General features: G+C 33.1%; 18 protein-coding genes. 3 read left to right on the plus strand and 15 right to left on the minus strand.

The features are described from left to right. Positions 1–68: 68 nt before the first annotated feature. From RB619_RS01315 to RB619_RS01380, 14 genes are all read right to left on the minus strand, one after another. Positions 69–347: a DUF2805 domain-containing protein gene (locus RB619_RS01315; RefSeq protein WP_155100609.1), complete on the minus strand. Its 279-nt coding sequence runs from the start codon at positions 345–347 to the stop codon at positions 69–71. Positions 348–467: 120 nt separating this feature from the next. Then, positions 468–1,295, minus strand: a complete 828-nt coding sequence (locus RB619_RS01320) for a sterol desaturase family protein (protein WP_308093168.1) — start codon at positions 1,293–1,295, stop codon at positions 468–470. A gap of 208 nt (positions 1,296–1,503) precedes the next feature. Continuing rightward, positions 1,504–1,746, minus strand: a complete 243-nt coding sequence (locus RB619_RS01325; protein ID WP_308093171.1) for a GlsB/YeaQ/YmgE family stress response membrane protein — start codon at positions 1,744–1,746, stop codon at positions 1,504–1,506. Between the two features lie 31 nt (positions 1,747–1,777). After that, positions 1,778–2,485 carry an aquaporin Z gene (gene aqpZ / locus RB619_RS01330; protein WP_308093173.1) on the minus strand — a complete coding sequence of 236 codons (708 nt, stop codon included), beginning with the start codon at positions 2,483–2,485 and terminating at the stop codon, positions 1,778–1,780. Positions 2,486–2,518: 33 nt separating this feature from the next. Further along, positions 2,519–2,875 carry a DoxX family protein gene (locus RB619_RS01335; protein ID WP_308093174.1) on the minus strand — a complete coding sequence of 119 codons (357 nt, stop codon included), beginning with the start codon at positions 2,873–2,875 and terminating at the stop codon, positions 2,519–2,521. Positions 2,876–2,963: 88 nt separating this feature from the next. Further along, entirely contained in the window at positions 2,964–3,860 is an 897-nt protein-coding gene (locus RB619_RS01340) for a DMT family transporter (RefSeq protein WP_308093175.1), read from the minus strand. 219 nt (positions 3,861–4,079) lie between these two features. Further along, complete coding sequence (locus tag RB619_RS01345; protein WP_308093176.1) at positions 4,080–5,240, minus strand: peptidylprolyl isomerase; 1,161 nt, start codon at positions 5,238–5,240, stop codon at positions 4,080–4,082. 32 nt (positions 5,241–5,272) lie between these two features. Beyond that, complete coding sequence (locus RB619_RS01350) at positions 5,273–6,349, minus strand: peptidylprolyl isomerase (protein WP_308093177.1); 1,077 nt, start codon at positions 6,347–6,349, stop codon at positions 5,273–5,275. A gap of 15 nt (positions 6,350–6,364) precedes the next feature. Further along, a complete protein-coding gene (gldI, locus tag RB619_RS01355) occupies positions 6,365–7,054 on the minus strand; it encodes a gliding motility-associated peptidyl-prolyl isomerase GldI (RefSeq protein WP_308093178.1) in 690 nt (229 codons plus the stop codon). Positions 7,055–7,060: 6 nt separating this feature from the next. Beyond that, positions 7,061–8,068: a bifunctional oligoribonuclease/PAP phosphatase NrnA gene (locus RB619_RS01360; protein ID WP_308093181.1), complete on the minus strand. Its 1,008-nt coding sequence runs from the start codon at positions 8,066–8,068 to the stop codon at positions 7,061–7,063. Between the two features lie 148 nt (positions 8,069–8,216). Next, the gene (locus RB619_RS01365) at positions 8,217–9,473 is read right to left on the minus strand and encodes a voltage-gated chloride channel family protein (protein ID WP_308093184.1); all 1,257 of its coding nucleotides are present in this window, start codon (positions 9,471–9,473) and stop codon (positions 8,217–8,219) included. 182 nt (positions 9,474–9,655) lie between these two features. Beyond that, entirely contained in the window at positions 9,656–10,039 is a 384-nt protein-coding gene (locus RB619_RS01370) for a RidA family protein (RefSeq protein ID WP_035648901.1), read from the minus strand. A gap of 162 nt (positions 10,040–10,201) precedes the next feature. Next, positions 10,202–10,507, minus strand: a complete 306-nt coding sequence (locus tag RB619_RS01375; protein ID WP_308093188.1) for a chaperone modulator CbpM — start codon at positions 10,505–10,507, stop codon at positions 10,202–10,204. Continuing rightward, the gene (locus tag RB619_RS01380; RefSeq protein ID WP_308093190.1) at positions 10,497–11,417 is read right to left on the minus strand and encodes a J domain-containing protein; all 921 of its coding nucleotides are present in this window, start codon (positions 11,415–11,417) and stop codon (positions 10,497–10,499) included. The genes RB619_RS01375 and RB619_RS01380 overlap by 11 nt, the downstream gene beginning before the upstream one ends. A 300-nt stretch (positions 11,418–11,717) precedes the next feature. On the opposite strand from RB619_RS01380, the gene RB619_RS01385 reads away from it, so the two are divergent. Beyond that, the gene (locus tag RB619_RS01385) at positions 11,718–12,440 is read left to right on the plus strand and encodes a hypothetical protein (RefSeq protein WP_308093192.1); all 723 of its coding nucleotides are present in this window, start codon (positions 11,718–11,720) and stop codon (positions 12,438–12,440) included. A 163-nt stretch (positions 12,441–12,603) separates the two neighbouring features. On the opposite strand, the gene RB619_RS01390 is transcribed toward RB619_RS01385, so the two are convergent. Further along, on the minus strand, positions 12,604–13,131 hold the full coding sequence (locus RB619_RS01390; protein ID WP_308093193.1) for a hypothetical protein: 528 nt from the start codon (positions 13,129–13,131) through the stop codon (positions 12,604–12,606). A 231-nt stretch (positions 13,132–13,362) separates the two neighbouring features. Here RB619_RS01390 and guaA point away from each other — a divergent pair, with 231 nt between their 5' ends. Together guaA and RB619_RS01400 are read left to right on the plus strand one after the other, a co-directional pair. Continuing rightward, positions 13,363–14,892 carry a glutamine-hydrolyzing GMP synthase gene (guaA, locus tag RB619_RS01395; protein WP_308093196.1) on the plus strand — a complete coding sequence of 510 codons (1,530 nt, stop codon included), beginning with the start codon at positions 13,363–13,365 and terminating at the stop codon, positions 14,890–14,892. Positions 14,893–14,954: 62 nt separating this feature from the next. Continuing rightward, positions 14,955–16,871 carry a LysM peptidoglycan-binding domain-containing protein gene (locus RB619_RS01400; protein ID WP_308093199.1) on the plus strand — a complete coding sequence of 639 codons (1,917 nt, stop codon included), beginning with the start codon at positions 14,955–14,957 and terminating at the stop codon, positions 16,869–16,871. The last annotated feature ends 70 nt before the right edge of the window (positions 16,872–16,941 follow it).

Consider the following 16,941-nt stretch of genomic DNA (forward strand, 5'->3'; position numbering starts at 1 on the left):
AAATTATGAAAATGTTACACACTTTATATAAATATAAAAAAAAACTCCTGAATTTCAGGAGTTTTCTTTTAGTCTAGTTTGTTTTTTATGTAATATTTACCATCCAAATCTTCATCAAAGTCATCAATTTTGACTGGTTTTGGTTTTGGTTTATTTGCAATTGCCTTCTTTTTCCACATTTCAAATTTTTCTACAGGCATCTTCTTTTTCATGATTTCCAGAACTTCCTTTTCTGCTAATCCAAATTCTTTTTTTATAATTTCAAATGGATTTTTTTCTTCTAAAGCTAAAGAAACAAGTCTTTCCGTTTGTTCCCAATTCAATTCTTTGCGGTTACTCTTTTTCATCTCGTGAAAATTAATTCAAAATAGAGGTTAATGATTAATAGATTGATTTTCATTTTATATATCAATATTAATAAAAAAAATAATTAGTTGGTACTCCGAACTATATTTTTTTTGCTGATTTTAACTGTTTTTTGCTGATCTTGATTTTTGAAACGGAATTTGTAATAAATTTTTCAATTTGTTATGTTCTTCGGGCTCTGGATGAGTATCTACTCCATAAATCAGCTGGTCTTTTGGTAAAGTGGTAAAAGTGCTGAAAAGTCGGTCCCAAACTGAAAAAATATTCCCATAATTACTGTCTGTGTAAGGCAGTACATAATGATGATGAACTTTATGCATATTTGGAGAAACAATAAAGTAGCTCAAGAAAACATCAAGTTTATTTGGCAATGAAATATTAGCATGATTGAATTGCGAAGCGATTACAGATAATGATTGATACAGAAAAACCATCCACATTGGACTTCCCACAATTAAAACGCCTAAAGTTGTAAATATAAACCGAATTACGCTTTCCCCCGGATGATGCCTGTTTGCAGTTGTCGTGTCAATCCAAGTATCGGTATGATGAATAAGATGAAATCGCCATAAAAACTTCACTTTATGTTGTACTAAATGCGCCAAATAAGCACCAATTAAATCAAGTAAAAGCAAACCAATTATGGCATAAAGCCAAAGTGGCATTTCTGGAAGCCACTGCAAAATTCCAAAATGATTCTCAGTTGTCCAAGCTGCAGTTTTTATTAAAATAAAAGCCAAAACAAAATTGACTATAATCGTAGTAACTGTAAAAAAGATATTTATTCCTGCGTGATGCCATTTTTTATACTGCATTTGAAAAAGCGGAAAAGCATTTTCAATCAACCAAAAAATAGTTATTCCTCCTATCAAAATTAAACTTCGATGCGAAGATGGAATTGTACCAAAATATGCAATAATATCATTCATGATTCTATAATGTATTTTTTCAAATGTAATAAAATTGATGAAATAATAACATTAATTTTAAGAAATGTAAATTTTTGTTATTGCTTTAATGCGTATTGTTTAATAAGGGCAAAGTATTGGACAAAAAAAAAGAGAAAAAAGGTCAATAAGACTTCTTTTTTCTCTTTATAAGATATTAGGTTAACTAATTTATTTTGATGCTTTTGGTCTAAGCTTTTTTAATAAGGCTAATGATAAACAGTAAAACCCACGCGCCACCAACAGCAATTAAAATTTGCCAAAGAAGAGTGCCTCCACCAATGCCAAGTTTTCCAGCGATCCAACCACCAACTATACCACCAATGATTCCAACGATGATATTGCCAATTAATCCAAATCCGGCACCTTTCCAAATTTGACCAGCTAGCCATCCAGAAATTGCCCCTATAAGTAAGAAATATAAAAATTCCATATGTTTTATTTTTTAGTTTGTATTTGAGTTATTATGCTTCAGCATGATTTTGTAGTAAATTCTTATAGATGAATCCTGCTACAATTGCACCTAAAATAGGAGCGACCCAAAACAGCCAAACTTGAGATAACGGTTCACCGCCAGTAAAAATAGCCTGAGATAAAGATCTCGCAGGATTTACAGAAGTATTTGTAATTGGAATACTAATTAAGTGAATTAGAGTTAATGCCAAACCAATTGCAATACCGGCAAATCTTCCGTTTGCAAATTTATCTGTAGCTCCCAAAATAACCAAAAGGAAAAACAAAGTCAATACAAATTCAGCTATAAAAGCAGATTGAAGCGAATAGCCGTCTGGTGAAAAAGTACCAAAACCGTTTGATGCAAATGCACCTGCTTTAGTATTGTCAATTACAAAACCAGCTTTTCCAGAAGCAATGGTATACAAAGTGCCTGCCGCTGCAATTGCGCCAATACACTGAGCGATAATATAAGGAATAAGGTCTTTTGCTGAAAATCTTCCGCCAGCCCATAATCCAAAAGAAACGGCCGGATTAAAATGTCCGCCAGAGATGTGTCCAACGGCATAAGCCATTGTCAAAACTGTTAAACCAAAAGCTAAGGCTACACCAGCAAATCCAATTCCTAGATCTGGAATTCCCGCTGCAAAAATAGCGCTTCCGCAACCTCCAAAAACTAACCAAAAAGTTCCAAAAAACTCTGCAAATAATTTTTTCATAATTAAGTAATTTTAAATTAATAGATTCGATTGTTAAAGGGTATATTGGTATGCCCAAAAAATCAAAACAATTTGTAAGGGCAAACGTATAAATAAAATCCATTTTGGTAAATTAAAACTTGCTTTTTTATTTTGATACATGTACAAATTGGCAGGAAATATTGCAATTAACAATGCAATAATTCCCCATGCAGCAAAACTTTTTGTAAAAGGAAGCAATAGGAGGCAACCTAGAATAATTTCGGCAGCTCCACTTAAATTATTTATTAATTTGGGGTTTTTAAATACAGGCGGAATGATTCTAATGTACATTCCGGGTTTTCTAAAATGATTGAAACCAGCAATTATATATAAAAAAGCCATTAAATATAAATGCCAAGGTTGTTTCATGATATCTTGTTGTTTATCACGAATTTATAAAAAAAATTAACAATTATTGCATTACAAGGTGCTTTTTTTTAAAGCTATGCAAAATTGACTATTTTTTAGCCTTAAAATTTATGTTCATAATAATAATGGCAAGAATGATCAAAACAATTCCAACCCATTGTAGAAAGATTACTTTTTCGTTCAAAAGAATGAAAGCCATTGTTACAGAAACCGGAAGTTCTAGCGCAGAAACAATACTTCCTAAACCAATTCCAGTTAAAGGAAAACCTGCGTTCATAAGCATTGGCGGAATTATAGTTCCAAATAAAGACAAAACAATTCCCCATTTCATGAAAATGGCAAGATTAAAAGTTTCTGTTTGAGTTGCCAATGCAAAAGAAAACACAATTACAGCACCTCCCAAAAGCATATATAAACTGCGTTGCGCCGATGAAATTTCTGTAGCAACACTATTGGCAGTAAACATAGTTGTAGTAAAAGAAGCTGCCGCTAATAATCCCCAAACTATTCCTCTCCAATCCAGTTTGAAATCAGCATGGATTAGGTTTGTAGCCAAAGCAGTTCCTATCAACACAATAAAAACGGCAATTACTTTTTGTTTTGAAGGCAGTTTTTTTTCTAAAATCATTTCAAGAAAAACACCCATCCAAACGGTCTGCATCAATAAAACGATTCCAATTGAAACCGGAATATATTTTACAGCCAAATAGTAAAACAAACTTGTCATTCCTAATGAAGTTCCGGCAAGCATCAAACTGAAAATGTTTTTTGATGAAGCTTTTACAGCAGTTCCTTTATTTTTTATTTTCTGAAATGCATTGATTATTAAAATTCCAATTATTCCTAAAACAAATTGTGAAGTAGTAACTTCTGCAGTAGTATAACCTTCTGTATACGCCATTTTTACAAAAGTGGCTAACATTCCGTAAGTTGTAGCTCCTAAAGCAACTAGAAAAACTCCTTTTAATACATTGTTTTGTGACATCTGAAATTCCTGTTTTAAAAATTAAGGCCGGCAAAGGTAAGCTATTTTGTTTATGATTTAATAGAAATACGAAGCAAACATTAAGATTAATATTGTTCAGGTTTTGTTTTAGGGACTTAAATTGTGTATTTTTCAAAAAGTGAAAACCTTTAAAAAATGAAAAAACCATCAAAACTTTTGCTTTGATGGTTTCTGTTTTTTATAAAACTTTCAGATTAATTATTTGACTGGCTTGTTTTTATAAGTTTCAATTTCGAAAATTAAAGTTGCATTTGGTGGAATTACACCTCCAGCACCTTTTTCTCCATAAGCTAAATTTGAAGGAAGAAAGAAAATTGCTTTTTCTCCGTCAGTCATCATATCTAAAGCTTCAATGAAACCTGGAATCATACCTTCTTTTTTTCCAACTGTGAAAGGGAAGGCTTGGTATCCTCCACCAGCATCTCTGCCAGCGTCATATTTGCCATACTCTTTAGCTACATTAGCTATACTACTGTCAAAAAGATTTCCATCTTCAAAATAACCTGCATAGTGGAAATATATTGTAGATCCTTCAGCTCCTTTAACACCAGTTCCTTTTTGCGTAATCACATATTTTAGGCCTGATGCAGTTGTAGTTGCTTTTGCTTTAGTTGCTGCAAAATAAGCCGCTTTTGTTGCGATTACTTTTTTTGCTTCATCTTTTTTTGCTGCGTCTTTTTTCACATCATCAGCTAAAACTTTTACCGCATCAAATTTTTTAGCTGCAGCGCCTTTACATGTAATTGTAATTTTGTTCATGATGTCATCTTGAACAATTTTGTTTACATTATCCATTCCAGAAACTACATGGCCAAAAATGGTGTGTTTTCCGTTTAACCAAGGAGTGTCTTTATGTGTAATGAAAAATTGGCTTCCGTTTGTTGCTGGGCCAGAATTTGCCATTGCTAAAATTCCACCTTTGTCAAATTTCAATTCTTCAGTAAATTCATCTTTAAATGAATATCCCGGACCTCCAGAACCGTTTCCGTCTGGATCTCCACCCTGAATCATGAAATCATTAATAACACGGTGGAATTTTAAACCATCATAGAATGGTTTTCCTTTTAGTCTTTCTACTTTAACATTTGGATTTGTTCCTTCTGCCAAAGAAATAAAATTAGCCACTGTAACAGGAGCTTTTACATATTCTAATGAAACAACGATGTCACCTTTTGAAGTTGAAATTGTTGCAAAAATACCATCGTTTGGATCAGTAGGAACAGCTGGTTTTGCAGCTGAGGCTGTTTTAGCAGGTATAGTTTTAGCTGAAGTAGCTTTTGGTTTTGCTGCCGGTTTTTTTGTTTGTGCTTGAAGATTTACAACTGCCAAACAGAATAATAATAGAAATTTAAATTTCATTTGTTTCAATTTTAAGTCTGCGAACTAATTTATTATTGTGGTTTTTCTAATAATTGAATTTCGAAAATGATATTTGCATTTGGCGGGATAACTCCTCCAGCACCAGTTGCTCCGTATGCTAAATGAGATGGAATAAACAAAACTGCCTTGTCTCCAAATGAAAGTTGCTCAATTCCTTCGATGAATCCAGGGATTAAACCGTCTTTTTTTCCTGCCTGAAAAGCAAGTGGCTGGTAACCGTTTTGTTCTGCTCTTGCAGTATCGAATTTTCCAAATGTTTTATTCACATCAGCAATACTTGAATCGAACAAAGTTCCGTCTTCAAGAAAACCTGCATAGTGAATGTAAATGTGAGTTCCAATAGCTGGTTTCTTGCCTGATCCTTTTTCAGTAATAACAAACTCTAAGCCTGAATTCGTTTTAGTTGCTTTTGGTTTAATAGAAGCATAATAAGCAACTTTTTCTGCTTGAACAGCAGCATATTTACTTTTTTCTTTTGCAATTTCTGAGAAATAATCACCAAATACTTTTACAGCATCGAATTTTTTCGCTGCTTCACCATTTCTGATAATTGTAACTTTTACAATTGTATCGTCTTGTTTTACTTGGTTTACAACTTCTTGTCCTTTTTCAACTACATGACCAAAAATAGTATGTTTTCCTGTCAACCAAGGAGTTTCAACATGTGTAATGAAAAATTGGCTGCTGTTTGTTCCAGGACCGTTATTTGCCATTGCCAAAACTCCAGCTGAATCAAATTTCAAATCTGTGATTTCGTCTTTAAATTTGTATCCAGTATCGCCAGAACCTGTTCCTTCAGGATCTCCAGACTGAATCATGAAATCTTCAATAACTCTGTGGAATTTTAATCCGTCGTAAAAAGGTTTGCCTTTTTTGTAATCTTTCGTTACAAATTCGTTTTTACCTTCTGCCAAAGTCACAAAATTTGCTACAGTAACAGGTGCTTTTTTATAATCTAATTCAACAATGATGTGTCCTTTGTTTGTTTCAATATCGGCATATAAACCATCAGGCAAATTGCTATGTTCATCTTTACAAGAATAAAGTGAGGTTACGGCTAATAGTAATACTAAAATACTTTTTTTCATTTCTAAAATGTTTTATTAAGGGTTTACTGTGTCTTTTTTGATTTGCGAAGCTGGTTTTACAGCGACTGGTTTTGGAGAAACTGGCTTTGGTGCTTGTCCTGCTGGAGCTTGTTGAGCTGTATTTTGTCCTGCAGGAGCTGCAGTTTTTGGAGCTGCCGGATCTGGAACAAAATTACGAAGCGTAACAGTACACATCAAAGATTCATTTGGCCCAATTTTGTTATTGTCGCCATGATATCCGTAAGCAATGTGTGATGGAAATAAAAAAGTAACCGTTTCATTTTTATGCATGTACTTGATACCGTCACGTAATCCCATCATGATATCTTGTTTGTCTACAAAATAAGTTTGCGGACCAAGATCAGCTTCTGAATAAATTATATTGCCTTGAATATCTTTTATTTCTAAGTTGAAATAAGCAATATCGCCTTTTTTAGGCGTTAAAGTTTCGGTTGGATTTTTTTCATCATAAAAGAACCAATATCCTTTTCTGGTCGCGTAATATTTTACTTTTGGATTGCTTTTTATAATTTTTTTGATGACTTCCTCTTCATTGGCTACTAGTTTTTTATTTCGGTCAGCCGATTTTTTCATAAAAGTACCCGACGCTCTCGAAAGCGGTCTTCTGGCTTCTTCGTGCTGTTTACAGCTGGCTAATAAAATAGTAAAAAGAAGTGTATAAATACTGATTTTTAAATACTTCATATACAGTTAAATTGTTAGTTTAGTTACTAAATCTTCAAATTTACGCAGCGTTTCTTCCATTGACAAAAGAGATTTTCCGCCAGCGGCATTGCTGTGGCCTCCGCCATTAAAATGATCTCTTGCAAATTGGTTTACGTCAAATCCGCCTTGTGAACGGAAAGATATTTTGATGATTTTCTCCTCTTTATTTTCGATAAAAATAGCAGTAAAAACAATACCTTTTATACTTAAGCCGTAATTTACAATTCCTTCAGTATCACCTTTAACATAATCAAATGAATCTAATTCGTCCTGTGTTAGCGAAGTATAAGAAGTTTTATGCGCTTCAAGAACCTTCATGTTTTGCAAAGCTCTTCCAAGCAATTGAAGACGGCTGTACGAACTGTTGTCAAAAAGTAAAACAGGAATTTGGGTGTTTTCAACTCCTAAATCAATCAATTCTGCAATAATTCGGTGTGTATTTCCTGTTGTTCCCGGAAAACGAAACGAACCAGAATCGGTTAAAATTCCAGTATAAATGCAGGTTGCAATGGTTTTGTCGATATCTCCTTTTTTATTTAAAAACGAAATAAAGTTGTAAATCATTTCACAAGTTGATCCAAATGAAGTATCAGAATACATATAAGTCGCATAATCATCCGGTTTTTGATGATGATCGATCATGATAAACGGAGCTGTTAGTTTGGCTAAAGTTTGCTCCATGATTTCACCTGTACGATGAAATGCATTAAAATCAAGTGTGAAAATCAGTTCAGCTTCTTCTAATATTTTGGTGCAGTTTTCAGTATCTTTTTCAAATATTTTTACTGTTTCTGAACCTGGAAGCCAAGCTAAAAAATCGGGAAAATCATTTGGCGCAATTACTGTTGGCTGATGATTATTTTTAAGTAAAAAATGGTATAATGCTAAAGTTGAACCCATAGCGTCGCCATCTGGTCCTCTGTGTGGGATTATTGCAATTTTCTTTGGGGCAGAAAGCAACAATTGTATTGCCTGAATATCTTGTATTTTCATAGTGTGCGAATTTACATTTTTTTAATGTAATGTTGCAATCATTTTATAGATTAACACACTTTTAAGTTATGAGTTAGGAGTTATAAGTTATAAGTTATTAGTTTTAGAATTTGGAATTTTATAAAGAAACTTCGGGTTGGAATTTGAATTAAAGATGTTCCAATTCTTCTTTCCTAAATCTTTGATACAATTTGAATTTTGCACCTTTTACAATTTGAGATTTATAAATCCCAACAGAACCTGATGAAAAATAAGCAATTGTACAGCCAATTGCAATAAAGATTCCGGGCTGAATGCCAAACAATTCCATTCCCATAATGGTGCAGGCGATAGGCGTGTGGGTTGCGCCCGAAAAAACGGAAACAAATCCAATTCCGGCTAAAAGAGCAATTGGCATTGGAATAATTAACGATAAAGCACTTCCTAAAGTTGCGCCAACAAAAAATAATGGTGTTACTTCACCGCCTTTAAATCCGGCTCCAAGGGTAAATCCGGTGAAAAGAATTTTCAGCAAAAAGTCATACCATTGATTTGCATTTGAAAAAGAATCTACAATAACGGGAACGCCAAGTCCAGAGAATTTTGTGAACCCGAAACCCGCAATTGCAATTGATAAAATTACACCGCCAATAACAGGACGAAGCGGCGGATATTTTATGTTTTTTGAGAAAAGCGAACTCCAAAAATGTGTGCTTCTTGCAAATAATAAAGCTGCAAAACCAGATAAAAGTCCAATTATTATTGTATAAAAAATAGTATTGAAACTAAGTTCTGAAACAACGGGAATGCTATAATGTGTATGCTTTATTTCCCAAAATTCTACTGTAAAATAAGCAAAGTAAGCGACTAAAAAAGAAAGTAAAATGCTTTTGAAATTGATTTTGCTGAAATACAAAACTTCCAAAGCAAAAATAGCGCCTGCCAAAGGTGTTCCAAAAACCGATGCAAAACCAGCACTGATTCCGAGAATAATTAAAATTTTGCGTTCTGAATTGTCAAGTTTGAAAATTTTGGTGAATTGATCAGCAATGGCGCCTCCCATTTGTACCGCAGTTCCTTCACGCCCTGCAGAACCACCAAATAAATGTGTCAGCAAAGTTCCTAAAAGAACCAAAGGAGCCATTTTAAACGGAATCACTTTTTGTGGATTCTCATATTCTTCTAGCAGTAAATTATTGCCTTTTGCTACAGATTCTCCCCAATAATAATAACTCAAACCAACTAATAATCCGCCGAAAGGCAAAAACCAGATAATCCAATCGTTCTGAATCCTAAATTGTGTTACCCATTCTAAAGAAACAAGAAAAAATGCAGATGCAGATCCTGATAAAATACCAATTAAAGCACAGATAAGAATCCATTTTTGAATTGAGAGCAGTAATTGTTTTGGGTTTTGGGAAGTCATTAATGAATGCTAAAATAGTTCAGCCACGAATTTCACGAATTTTCACGAATTAAAACAGAAAAAATCATTTTTAATCTTTTTATCCCGATTGCTATCGGGAGTGGCAAAAGAAAAATAATTAGTGGAAATTCGTGCAATTGCTTCGCCTATTCGCTATCGCTCGGGTCGTGGCAAAAAAAACTTTACTGTACAACAGCTGTAAATTCGATTTCTACCAAATATTCTGGTGCAACTAATTTACTGATTTCATAAAATCCTGTTGTAGGTTTTACATCTTTAAAGAAAGCAGAATGCGCTCTGGCAACTTCTTCAAAAGTAGAAACATCCGTTGTAAAAATTCTAGTTCTGATCACGTCTTTTATTCCCACATTCAAATCCTCCAAAACTTTTTCAACGCGTTCGATTATATTATAGGTCTGCGCATAAGCATCATCGGCTTTTACTTTATCGCCGTCAACGATTGCAACAGTTCCCGAAACTTCAATGATATTACCAATTCTTACAGCACGGCAGTATCCCATTTTGTCTTCCCACGGTGATCCTGTTAAGATGTTTTCTCTTTTCATTTTATGAGTTTTTTTGAATTGTTTTATGCAGTTTTAAAAACAAATTCAGGTTAATTAATGCGTTGCAATTTATGAAATAAGCCAATGAAAAAGAATCATTTTAGTTTGAAATCCCACTTAAAATCAGTCTTTTTTGTGATATTTTAAAATAGGAATAAAGGTTTATGCGTTGTCCTCTTCTTCGTAAATTCGAAGTTTGTTTTGTGTATTTGTCAAATGTTGCTGTAAAACTTCAATTTTATTCAACAAATGATAAATGGCATCAATTCCTTCTAAATTGATATTTAAATCATAATGCATTCGCATCATTTTTTCGATTGCAGGCAATTGTTCTGGTTCTAGGAATTCATCATTTTCTTCAAAAATAATTTCGACCAAACCATAATTATTCAGCTCTTTTATAAATGTATTTTCAATTTCGTGATACAGACAAAATTGTTTTATTTGGATTAAATTTTTACTGCTCATGATTTCTTAGTTTAGATAATTCGGTAAACAATTCTTTTTCTTTTTCAGACAATTTGGTAGGGACTTTTAGGTTGTAAATAACATATAAATCACCAAATTGATTGTCTTTTTTATAAACAGGAAAACCTTTTCCTTTTAATTTGACTTTTGTTCCCGTTTGAGTTTCGGCTGGAACTTTGATTTTTACTTTTCCGTCAAATGTTTTAATGCTGATTTCTCCGCCTAAAACTGCAGTGTATAAATCCAAATCAACATTGGAATACAAATTATTTCCATCTCTTTTAAAATCAGAATTATTAGAAATTGAAAAAGTAATATACAAATCGCCGTTTGGACCTCCGTTAACGCCAGCGCCACCATGTCCCGGAATTTTTATAACCTGACCATTTTCAACTCCGGCTGGAATTGTAATTCTGATATTTTTGCCATTTACGGTTAAACTTTGTTTGTGTGTTGTATAGGCCTGTGCTAAATCAAGCTGTAATTCGGCATTAAAATCTTGGCCTCTATATTTGGATTGAGCTCGACTGCTTCGTCCAGATCCATACATCGAATTGAAGAATTCTGAGAAATCACTTCCTGAAAAATCTCCGCCAAAACCAGAAAAATCTTGTCCGCTTTGCTGTCTTGAGTATTGCTGTTGCTGCTGATTTGGGTCATAACCTGCTTTTTCAAATTCGTCGGCATGTTTCCAGTCTTTTCCGTATTTATCATACTTTTTGCGATTTTCCGGATTGCTTAAAACTTCATTCGCTTCGTTGATTTCCTTGAATTTTTTCTCCGCCTCTTTATCATTCGGATTTAGATCAGGGTGATATTTTCGAGCTAATTTTCGGTACGCTTTTTTGATTTCAGCTTCAGTTGCAGCTTTTGTTATTTCAAGTGTTTTGTAGTAGTCGATATAATCCATCTTTTTGATTTTTTATAAACGTGAATTAAAACCTTGAATTTAAGAATAAGTTGTTAAGAATCAAAATACTGTATTCGTTTTAAAAGAAAAAATTAACGATTAACAACGATTCATCTGGAATTTGGTGTTTTTTTATTGGAAACTTAATATTGAAATTTGGCAGGTTTTTTGATTCTAAAAATTAGCCCAAATTATTGTTATAAAATCCTTAAAGTTAAAGTGCATAAACAAATTATATTATTTTTGCTTTGCTATACTATTTTATAAAATTATAAAAGCGAGATCGATAAAACTTTTTCAATGAAGCATATTTTATTTTTCATATTATTTTTTACCGCTGCAACAGTATCAGCCCAGACAGAGTTTAGTACTAAATTTAAGAGTATTCCAGCTCCGAAATTTGGTGCAAAACCAAAAAAAATGCCGGCTCCAGATATGCCAGATCTTAACGATCCTGCTGCTCCAACTGCTGAAATCCCGAGTATCAAAACGCCAAATGTTTATGATAATACCAATTTGACTACAAAATCGAAGTTTCAGGTAGGTGAAGAAAAAAGCAAATTTACGATGTCGACTGAAACTGAATTTGCAAATCCAGGCGATCGTTATATTGCCAAAATGGAAAAAGATTTAGATAAAGCCTTGAAAGATGCTGGACTTCGTGAAGGCCGAGGAACATTAGTGAAAAAGAATATTTCACTGGGTGATTTTAAAACAAAATCGCAATATTTTATTGTGAAGTTCCGTGATTTTGGAGCAATCGACGGCGATTTAGTAAAAGTTTCAAATAATGATAAAGTAATTCGGGATCAAATATTTTTGGATTCTAATTTTAAAGATGTAAAAATTGATCTGGCTAACGGATTTAATAAATTAGATTTTGAAGCTTTAAATATAGGAAGCCTTGGAGGAAATACTGCCGAAATTCAAGTATTTGACGATAAAGGGCAATTGGTTACAAATGATTATTGGGACAATCTTGCTGCTGGATTTAAAGCTTCTATTGTTGTAACTAAAGAATAATTTTTAGAGATGCTAAGATTCTAAGATACTAAGGTTCTGAGATTTTAATATTGATATATAAAAAAGAAGGTTCTAAAAATTAGAACCTTCTTTTTTATAGTTAGTGATTAAAGTTTGAAAAAAAACTTAGAACCTTAGTATCTTAGAATCTCAGAACCTTAGATTAAAATGGATCCGCAGTAACTTTAAAGCTCATAGCGGCTTTTAAAGTAACATCTTTAGTAACAGATTCTTTCAGAGTAACTTGTGTTCTGATTTTATATTTGTCTGCTTTTATATATTGATCCAGTTTTTTATCGGTACAAATTAAATCAATTACGTTGGTTGTGGCCATAATATTGTCTTGATATGCTAATTCTATTTCGTCTGAATTTGTAGTCGAAATATACAAATGAACCGATTTTAGAAACGTAAAAGTCTTATCTGAAGGATCAGAAATCGATAATTTTAGCGATCTCAGTTTTACATCTTTCACAAGACTAGCTTTAGTTTTGTTATTTTCAAATTCGGCAGATGAATTTGTCGTTACTTCCGGAGTGATAATTTCCGAAGGTAAATTAATAGGTGAAGTGCTTGGGATTTTTATTGAAGTTTCATTTGAAATGTTAAACGTCAATAAATCATCAACAGCATCACAAGAGGTTAAAAAGATTGACATTACTAGCGTCAGGGCAATAAATTTTGATTTCATAGTTAAATTTAAATTGGGTTTTTCGTTACATACGAAATTTTTTAGATTTTGGATTTTTTTGCGACGATACTAAGTTGCTAAGGTTCTAAGATTCTAAGTTTTTTTGTTTTTAAGGTATAAAAGAAAACTCAGAACCTTAGGAACTTAGTATATTAGCAACTAAAATGAAAAAAAAATAATTTTTTCAACGTTCCGATTTTTCAATTTCGAGAATAAAAAGTATTTTTGCGCATGCAACACAACGTACTTATTTTAGATTTCGGATCGCAATATACACAGCTTATTGCGCGTAGAGTTCGCGAATTAAATATATTCTGCGAAATTTTCCCTTACAATCACTTCCCTAGTGATTTATCACCTTATAAAGCCGTAATTTTAGGAGGAAGCCCATTTTCTGTTCGTGCAGAAGACGCTCCGCATCCTGATTTATCTCAAATTCGTGGCAAGCTTCCAATGTTGGCAGTTTGTTATGGAGCGCAATACTTGGCACACTTTAGCGGTGGAGAAGTAGCAGCTTCAAACACAAGAGAATACGGAAGAGCAAATTTATCTTATATTAAGGAGAACGAAGTTTTCTTTGATGGAGTTTCAGAGAACAGTCAAGTTTGGATGAGCCACAGCGATAGTATCAAAGGACTTCCAACAAATGCTGTAAAATTAGCAAGCACGCATGATGTAGAATTTGCTGCTTACAAAATTGAAGGCGAAACAACTTACGGTATTCAATATCATCCAGAAGTTTTCCATTCTACAGATGGATCAAAAATGTTGGAAAACTTTTTAGTTAAAATTGCCGAAGTTCCTCAAAACTTTACACCAAATGCTTTCGTTGAAGAAATGGTGGCTGAGTTAAAAGAGAAACTAGGAAATGATAAAGTAGTTTTAGGATTATCAGGAGGAGTAGATTCTACTGTTGCAGCGGTTCTATTGAATCAAGCAATTGGTAAAAACCTTTACTGTATTTTCGTAAACAACGGACTTTTACGTAAAAACGAATTCCAAAACGTTTTAGATCAATATAAAGGAATGGGATTAAACGTGAAAGGTGTTGATGCCGGAGATCGTTTTCTTTCTGAACTTGCTGATATCAGTGATCCTGAAACCAAACGTAAAACTATCGGACGTGTATTTATCGAAGTTTTTGATGATGAATCACATTTAATCGAAGACGTAAAATGGTTGGCACAAGGAACTATTTATCCTGACGTAATTGAGTCGGTTTCTGTAAAAGGGCCATCGGCTACAATTAAATCGCACCATAATGTTGGTGGATTGCCAGATTATATGAAATTAAAAATTGTAGAACCTCTTAGAATGTTGTTTAAAGACGAAGTTCGTAGAGTTGGTGCTACTTTAGGAATAGATCCTGAATTATTAGGAAGACATCCTTTTCCAGGACCTGGATTATCAATCAGAATTCTAGGAGATATTACGCCAGAGAAAGTTAGAATTTTACAAGATGTAGATTCTGTATTTATCGAAGGATTAAAATCTTGGGGATTATACGACAAAGTTTGGCAGGCTGGAGCAATTTTGCTTCCTGTAAACAGTGTTGGTGTAATGGGAGATGAGCGTACTTATGAAAAAGTAGTTGCGCTTAGAGCGGTTGAATCTACAGACGGTATGACGGCTGACTGGGTTCACTTACCTTATGATTTCTTGATGAAAGTTTCGAACGACATTATAAATAAAGTAAAAGGCGTGAATCGCGTGGTTTACGATATAAGTTCAAAACCACCTGCAACAATTGAGTGGGAATAGTAAGATTTTTCAAATTAAGGCATTACATTTGTAATGCCTTAATTTTTTAAAACCTACTATTTATGAGAGAATTTTTAACGTTTTTTCTTGTCTTTGTTTTGTCTTTTAACAGAATAACTGCACAAGATTCATTTATTGAGCACAAAATTCAAAAGGGAGAAACCGCTTATTTTATAGCCCAAAAATATAAGGTTTCGGTTGATGAAATCTACAAACTCAACCCCGAATCACAAAACGGAATCAAAGACAATCAAGTAATAAAGATTCCAGTTCATTCTTCAGAAAAACCAAAATTAGATTCTCAAATTATTCACACCGTTTTGGCAAAAGAAACACTTTATGCTTTATCAAAAAAGTACAATGTTTCTCAAGAAGCTATTCAGGAAGTGAATAAAGAAATTCTTGCTGGCGGACTTCAAATAGGTCAGGAATTAATTATTCCACAAAATACTTCAAATTCTTCTAAAACAGAAAATACAACTATTTCAAAAAGCTCGCATCTTGTTGTGGCTAAAGAATCATTATTCAGTATTGCCAGACAATATAATGTTTCGGTTCAAGATTTAGAAGATCTCAATAAAAATCTATTGCAAAACGGATTGCAGATTGGCCAGACGATTGCAATTCCGAATAAGAGAAAAACATTAGACGGAAGAGTTCGTGTGATTAATCAGGAAACGATTTTTCATGTGGTTGAGTCAAAAGAAACTAAATTTTCGATTTCCAAAAAATATGGAATTTCAATTGATCAGCTGGAATCTCAAAATCCAGAAATTGTAAATGGATTAGTTGTGGGGAATAAATTGGCCATCAACACGGCAGCAATTAAACCTGCAAACGAAAGCGAAGAATTGATGCTGGCTCTTGCCGAAAAGCAAGTTGTGGTTGAAAAAACAAAAGCAAAAACAGTTGAAATTGATGATTTAAAAGACCGATTGGTTATTCAGAAAGAAATGAATCAGAAGATTATAAAAATCAATGATTTAAAAGTGAATCTGAATGATATGAATGGTTCTAAAGAAAATTCGGTTGAAAAACTTCGATTGGTTTTAGAAGCTAATAAAAATGTTCAGGAGATTTTAATGGCAAAATTAGATTCTTTGGTAAATACAATGAATAATGATTTGGTTGAATTAAAACGCATGGATATTTTGAATGTCGATGAATCTAAACGTTTGGAAAAACAATCGTATGAGAGCATCGGAAAAACAAGCGAATTGTCTTCTCAGCTGAAAAAAGAATTGGCTGAAAACCGAAAAGCATACGCCGGTTTGATGAATAAAGTAGAAAAAATTGCTGTTGAAGAAAATCAGGAATACAAGAAGAAAATCCGCGAAAGCGAAAAAAATAATAACATCACTTCAATTCAGCAACGACTTTCTTTGGAAGAAATTAAACGCTACAAAATTGAGCAGGAGCAAGGTGATGCACAGAATCAGTTATTAATTGCAAAAATTGATTCGCTAGATATTCAGAAAAAAATTGAAGTAAAAAGACACATCAGCAAGGCTTCTTATTATAGTATGGAAGCAAGGAAATTTGATGATAAATTGGCTTTGGTAAAATTGAAAAAGTATCAGGATGAGGCAATTAAAAATAAAAGCAAATTGGGTACTTCTGAAAACTCAAAAACGCTTTCGTTAGAAGAAATGAAACGTGAACTAAAAGAAAATCCGCTTAGAAAGGACAAAACTGTAAACGTTGAAGTTTTTGATAATCTTAAAGAAGTTTCGAATGGGTATTACTTAGTTTTGGGTATATTTACAGACGCAACACTAAGAGATAAGTTTATTATGAAACTTATTGATTCTGGTGATTTTAACGCAAGTTTCTTTTTCAATATCAACAGTCTATCGTACTATGTTTACTCTGATAAGTTCGAAAATATGGAAGAAGTTCTATATAAATGCAAGAAAAAGGAAGAAGATGAGTTATATAAAGAAATTAGTATTGCTAAAGTTGAAATCGATCTCAGGTAATTTTTGGGTTGGAATTAACAGTGGCCCGAATCTTGCTTTGACAAGAATTTAGTAACTTGTTTTTGAATTA

This window comes from Flavobacterium sp. LHD-80 (genome assembly GCF_030929605.1).
In the GTDB taxonomy this organism is placed as follows: domain Bacteria; phylum Bacteroidota; class Bacteroidia; order Flavobacteriales; family Flavobacteriaceae; genus Flavobacterium.

Excerpts from the sequence above, each read along its gene's own strand:
- RB619_RS01390 (WP_308093193.1), bottom strand. The coding sequence starts at position 13,131 with ATGAAATCAAAATTTATTGCCCTGACGCTAGTAATGTCAATCTTTTTA.
- gldI (WP_308093178.1), bottom strand. The coding sequence starts at position 7,054 with ATGAAGTATTTAAAAATCAGTATTTATACACTTCTTTTTACTATTTTA.
- RB619_RS01385 (WP_308093192.1), top strand. The coding sequence starts at position 11,718 with ATGAAGCATATTTTATTTTTCATATTATTTTTTACCGCTGCAACAGTA.
- RB619_RS01380 (WP_308093190.1), bottom strand. The coding sequence starts at position 11,417 with ATGGATTATATCGACTACTACAAAACACTTGAAATAACAAAAGCTGCA.
- RB619_RS01370 (WP_035648901.1), bottom strand. The coding sequence starts at position 10,039 with ATGAAAAGAGAAAACATCTTAACAGGATCACCGTGGGAAGACAAAATG.
- RB619_RS01400 (WP_308093199.1), top strand. The coding sequence starts at position 14,955 with ATGAGAGAATTTTTAACGTTTTTTCTTGTCTTTGTTTTGTCTTTTAAC.
- RB619_RS01350 (WP_308093177.1), bottom strand. The coding sequence starts at position 6,349 with ATGAAAAAAAGTATTTTAGTATTACTATTAGCCGTAACCTCACTTTAT.
- RB619_RS01360 (WP_308093181.1), bottom strand. The coding sequence starts at position 8,068 with ATGAAAATACAAGATATTCAGGCAATACAATTGTTGCTTTCTGCCCCA.
- RB619_RS01320 (WP_308093168.1), bottom strand. The coding sequence starts at position 1,295 with ATGAATGATATTATTGCATATTTTGGTACAATTCCATCTTCGCATCGA.
- RB619_RS01335 (WP_308093174.1), bottom strand. The coding sequence starts at position 2,875 with ATGAAACAACCTTGGCATTTATATTTAATGGCTTTTTTATATATAATT.
- aqpZ (WP_308093173.1), bottom strand. The coding sequence starts at position 2,485 with ATGAAAAAATTATTTGCAGAGTTTTTTGGAACTTTTTGGTTAGTTTTT.
- RB619_RS01375 (WP_308093188.1), bottom strand. The coding sequence starts at position 10,507 with ATGAGCAGTAAAAATTTAATCCAAATAAAACAATTTTGTCTGTATCAC.
- RB619_RS01315 (WP_155100609.1), bottom strand. The coding sequence starts at position 347 with ATGAAAAAGAGTAACCGCAAAGAATTGAATTGGGAACAAACGGAAAGA.
- RB619_RS01340 (WP_308093175.1), bottom strand. The coding sequence starts at position 3,860 with ATGTCACAAAACAATGTATTAAAAGGAGTTTTTCTAGTTGCTTTAGGA.
- RB619_RS01365 (WP_308093184.1), bottom strand. The coding sequence starts at position 9,473 with ATGACTTCCCAAAACCCAAAACAATTACTGCTCTCAATTCAAAAATGG.
- RB619_RS01345 (WP_308093176.1), bottom strand. The coding sequence starts at position 5,240 with ATGAAATTTAAATTTCTATTATTATTCTGTTTGGCAGTTGTAAATCTT.
- guaA (WP_308093196.1), top strand. The coding sequence starts at position 13,363 with ATGCAACACAACGTACTTATTTTAGATTTCGGATCGCAATATACACAG.
- RB619_RS01325 (WP_308093171.1), bottom strand. The coding sequence starts at position 1,746 with ATGGAATTTTTATATTTCTTACTTATAGGGGCAATTTCTGGATGGCTA.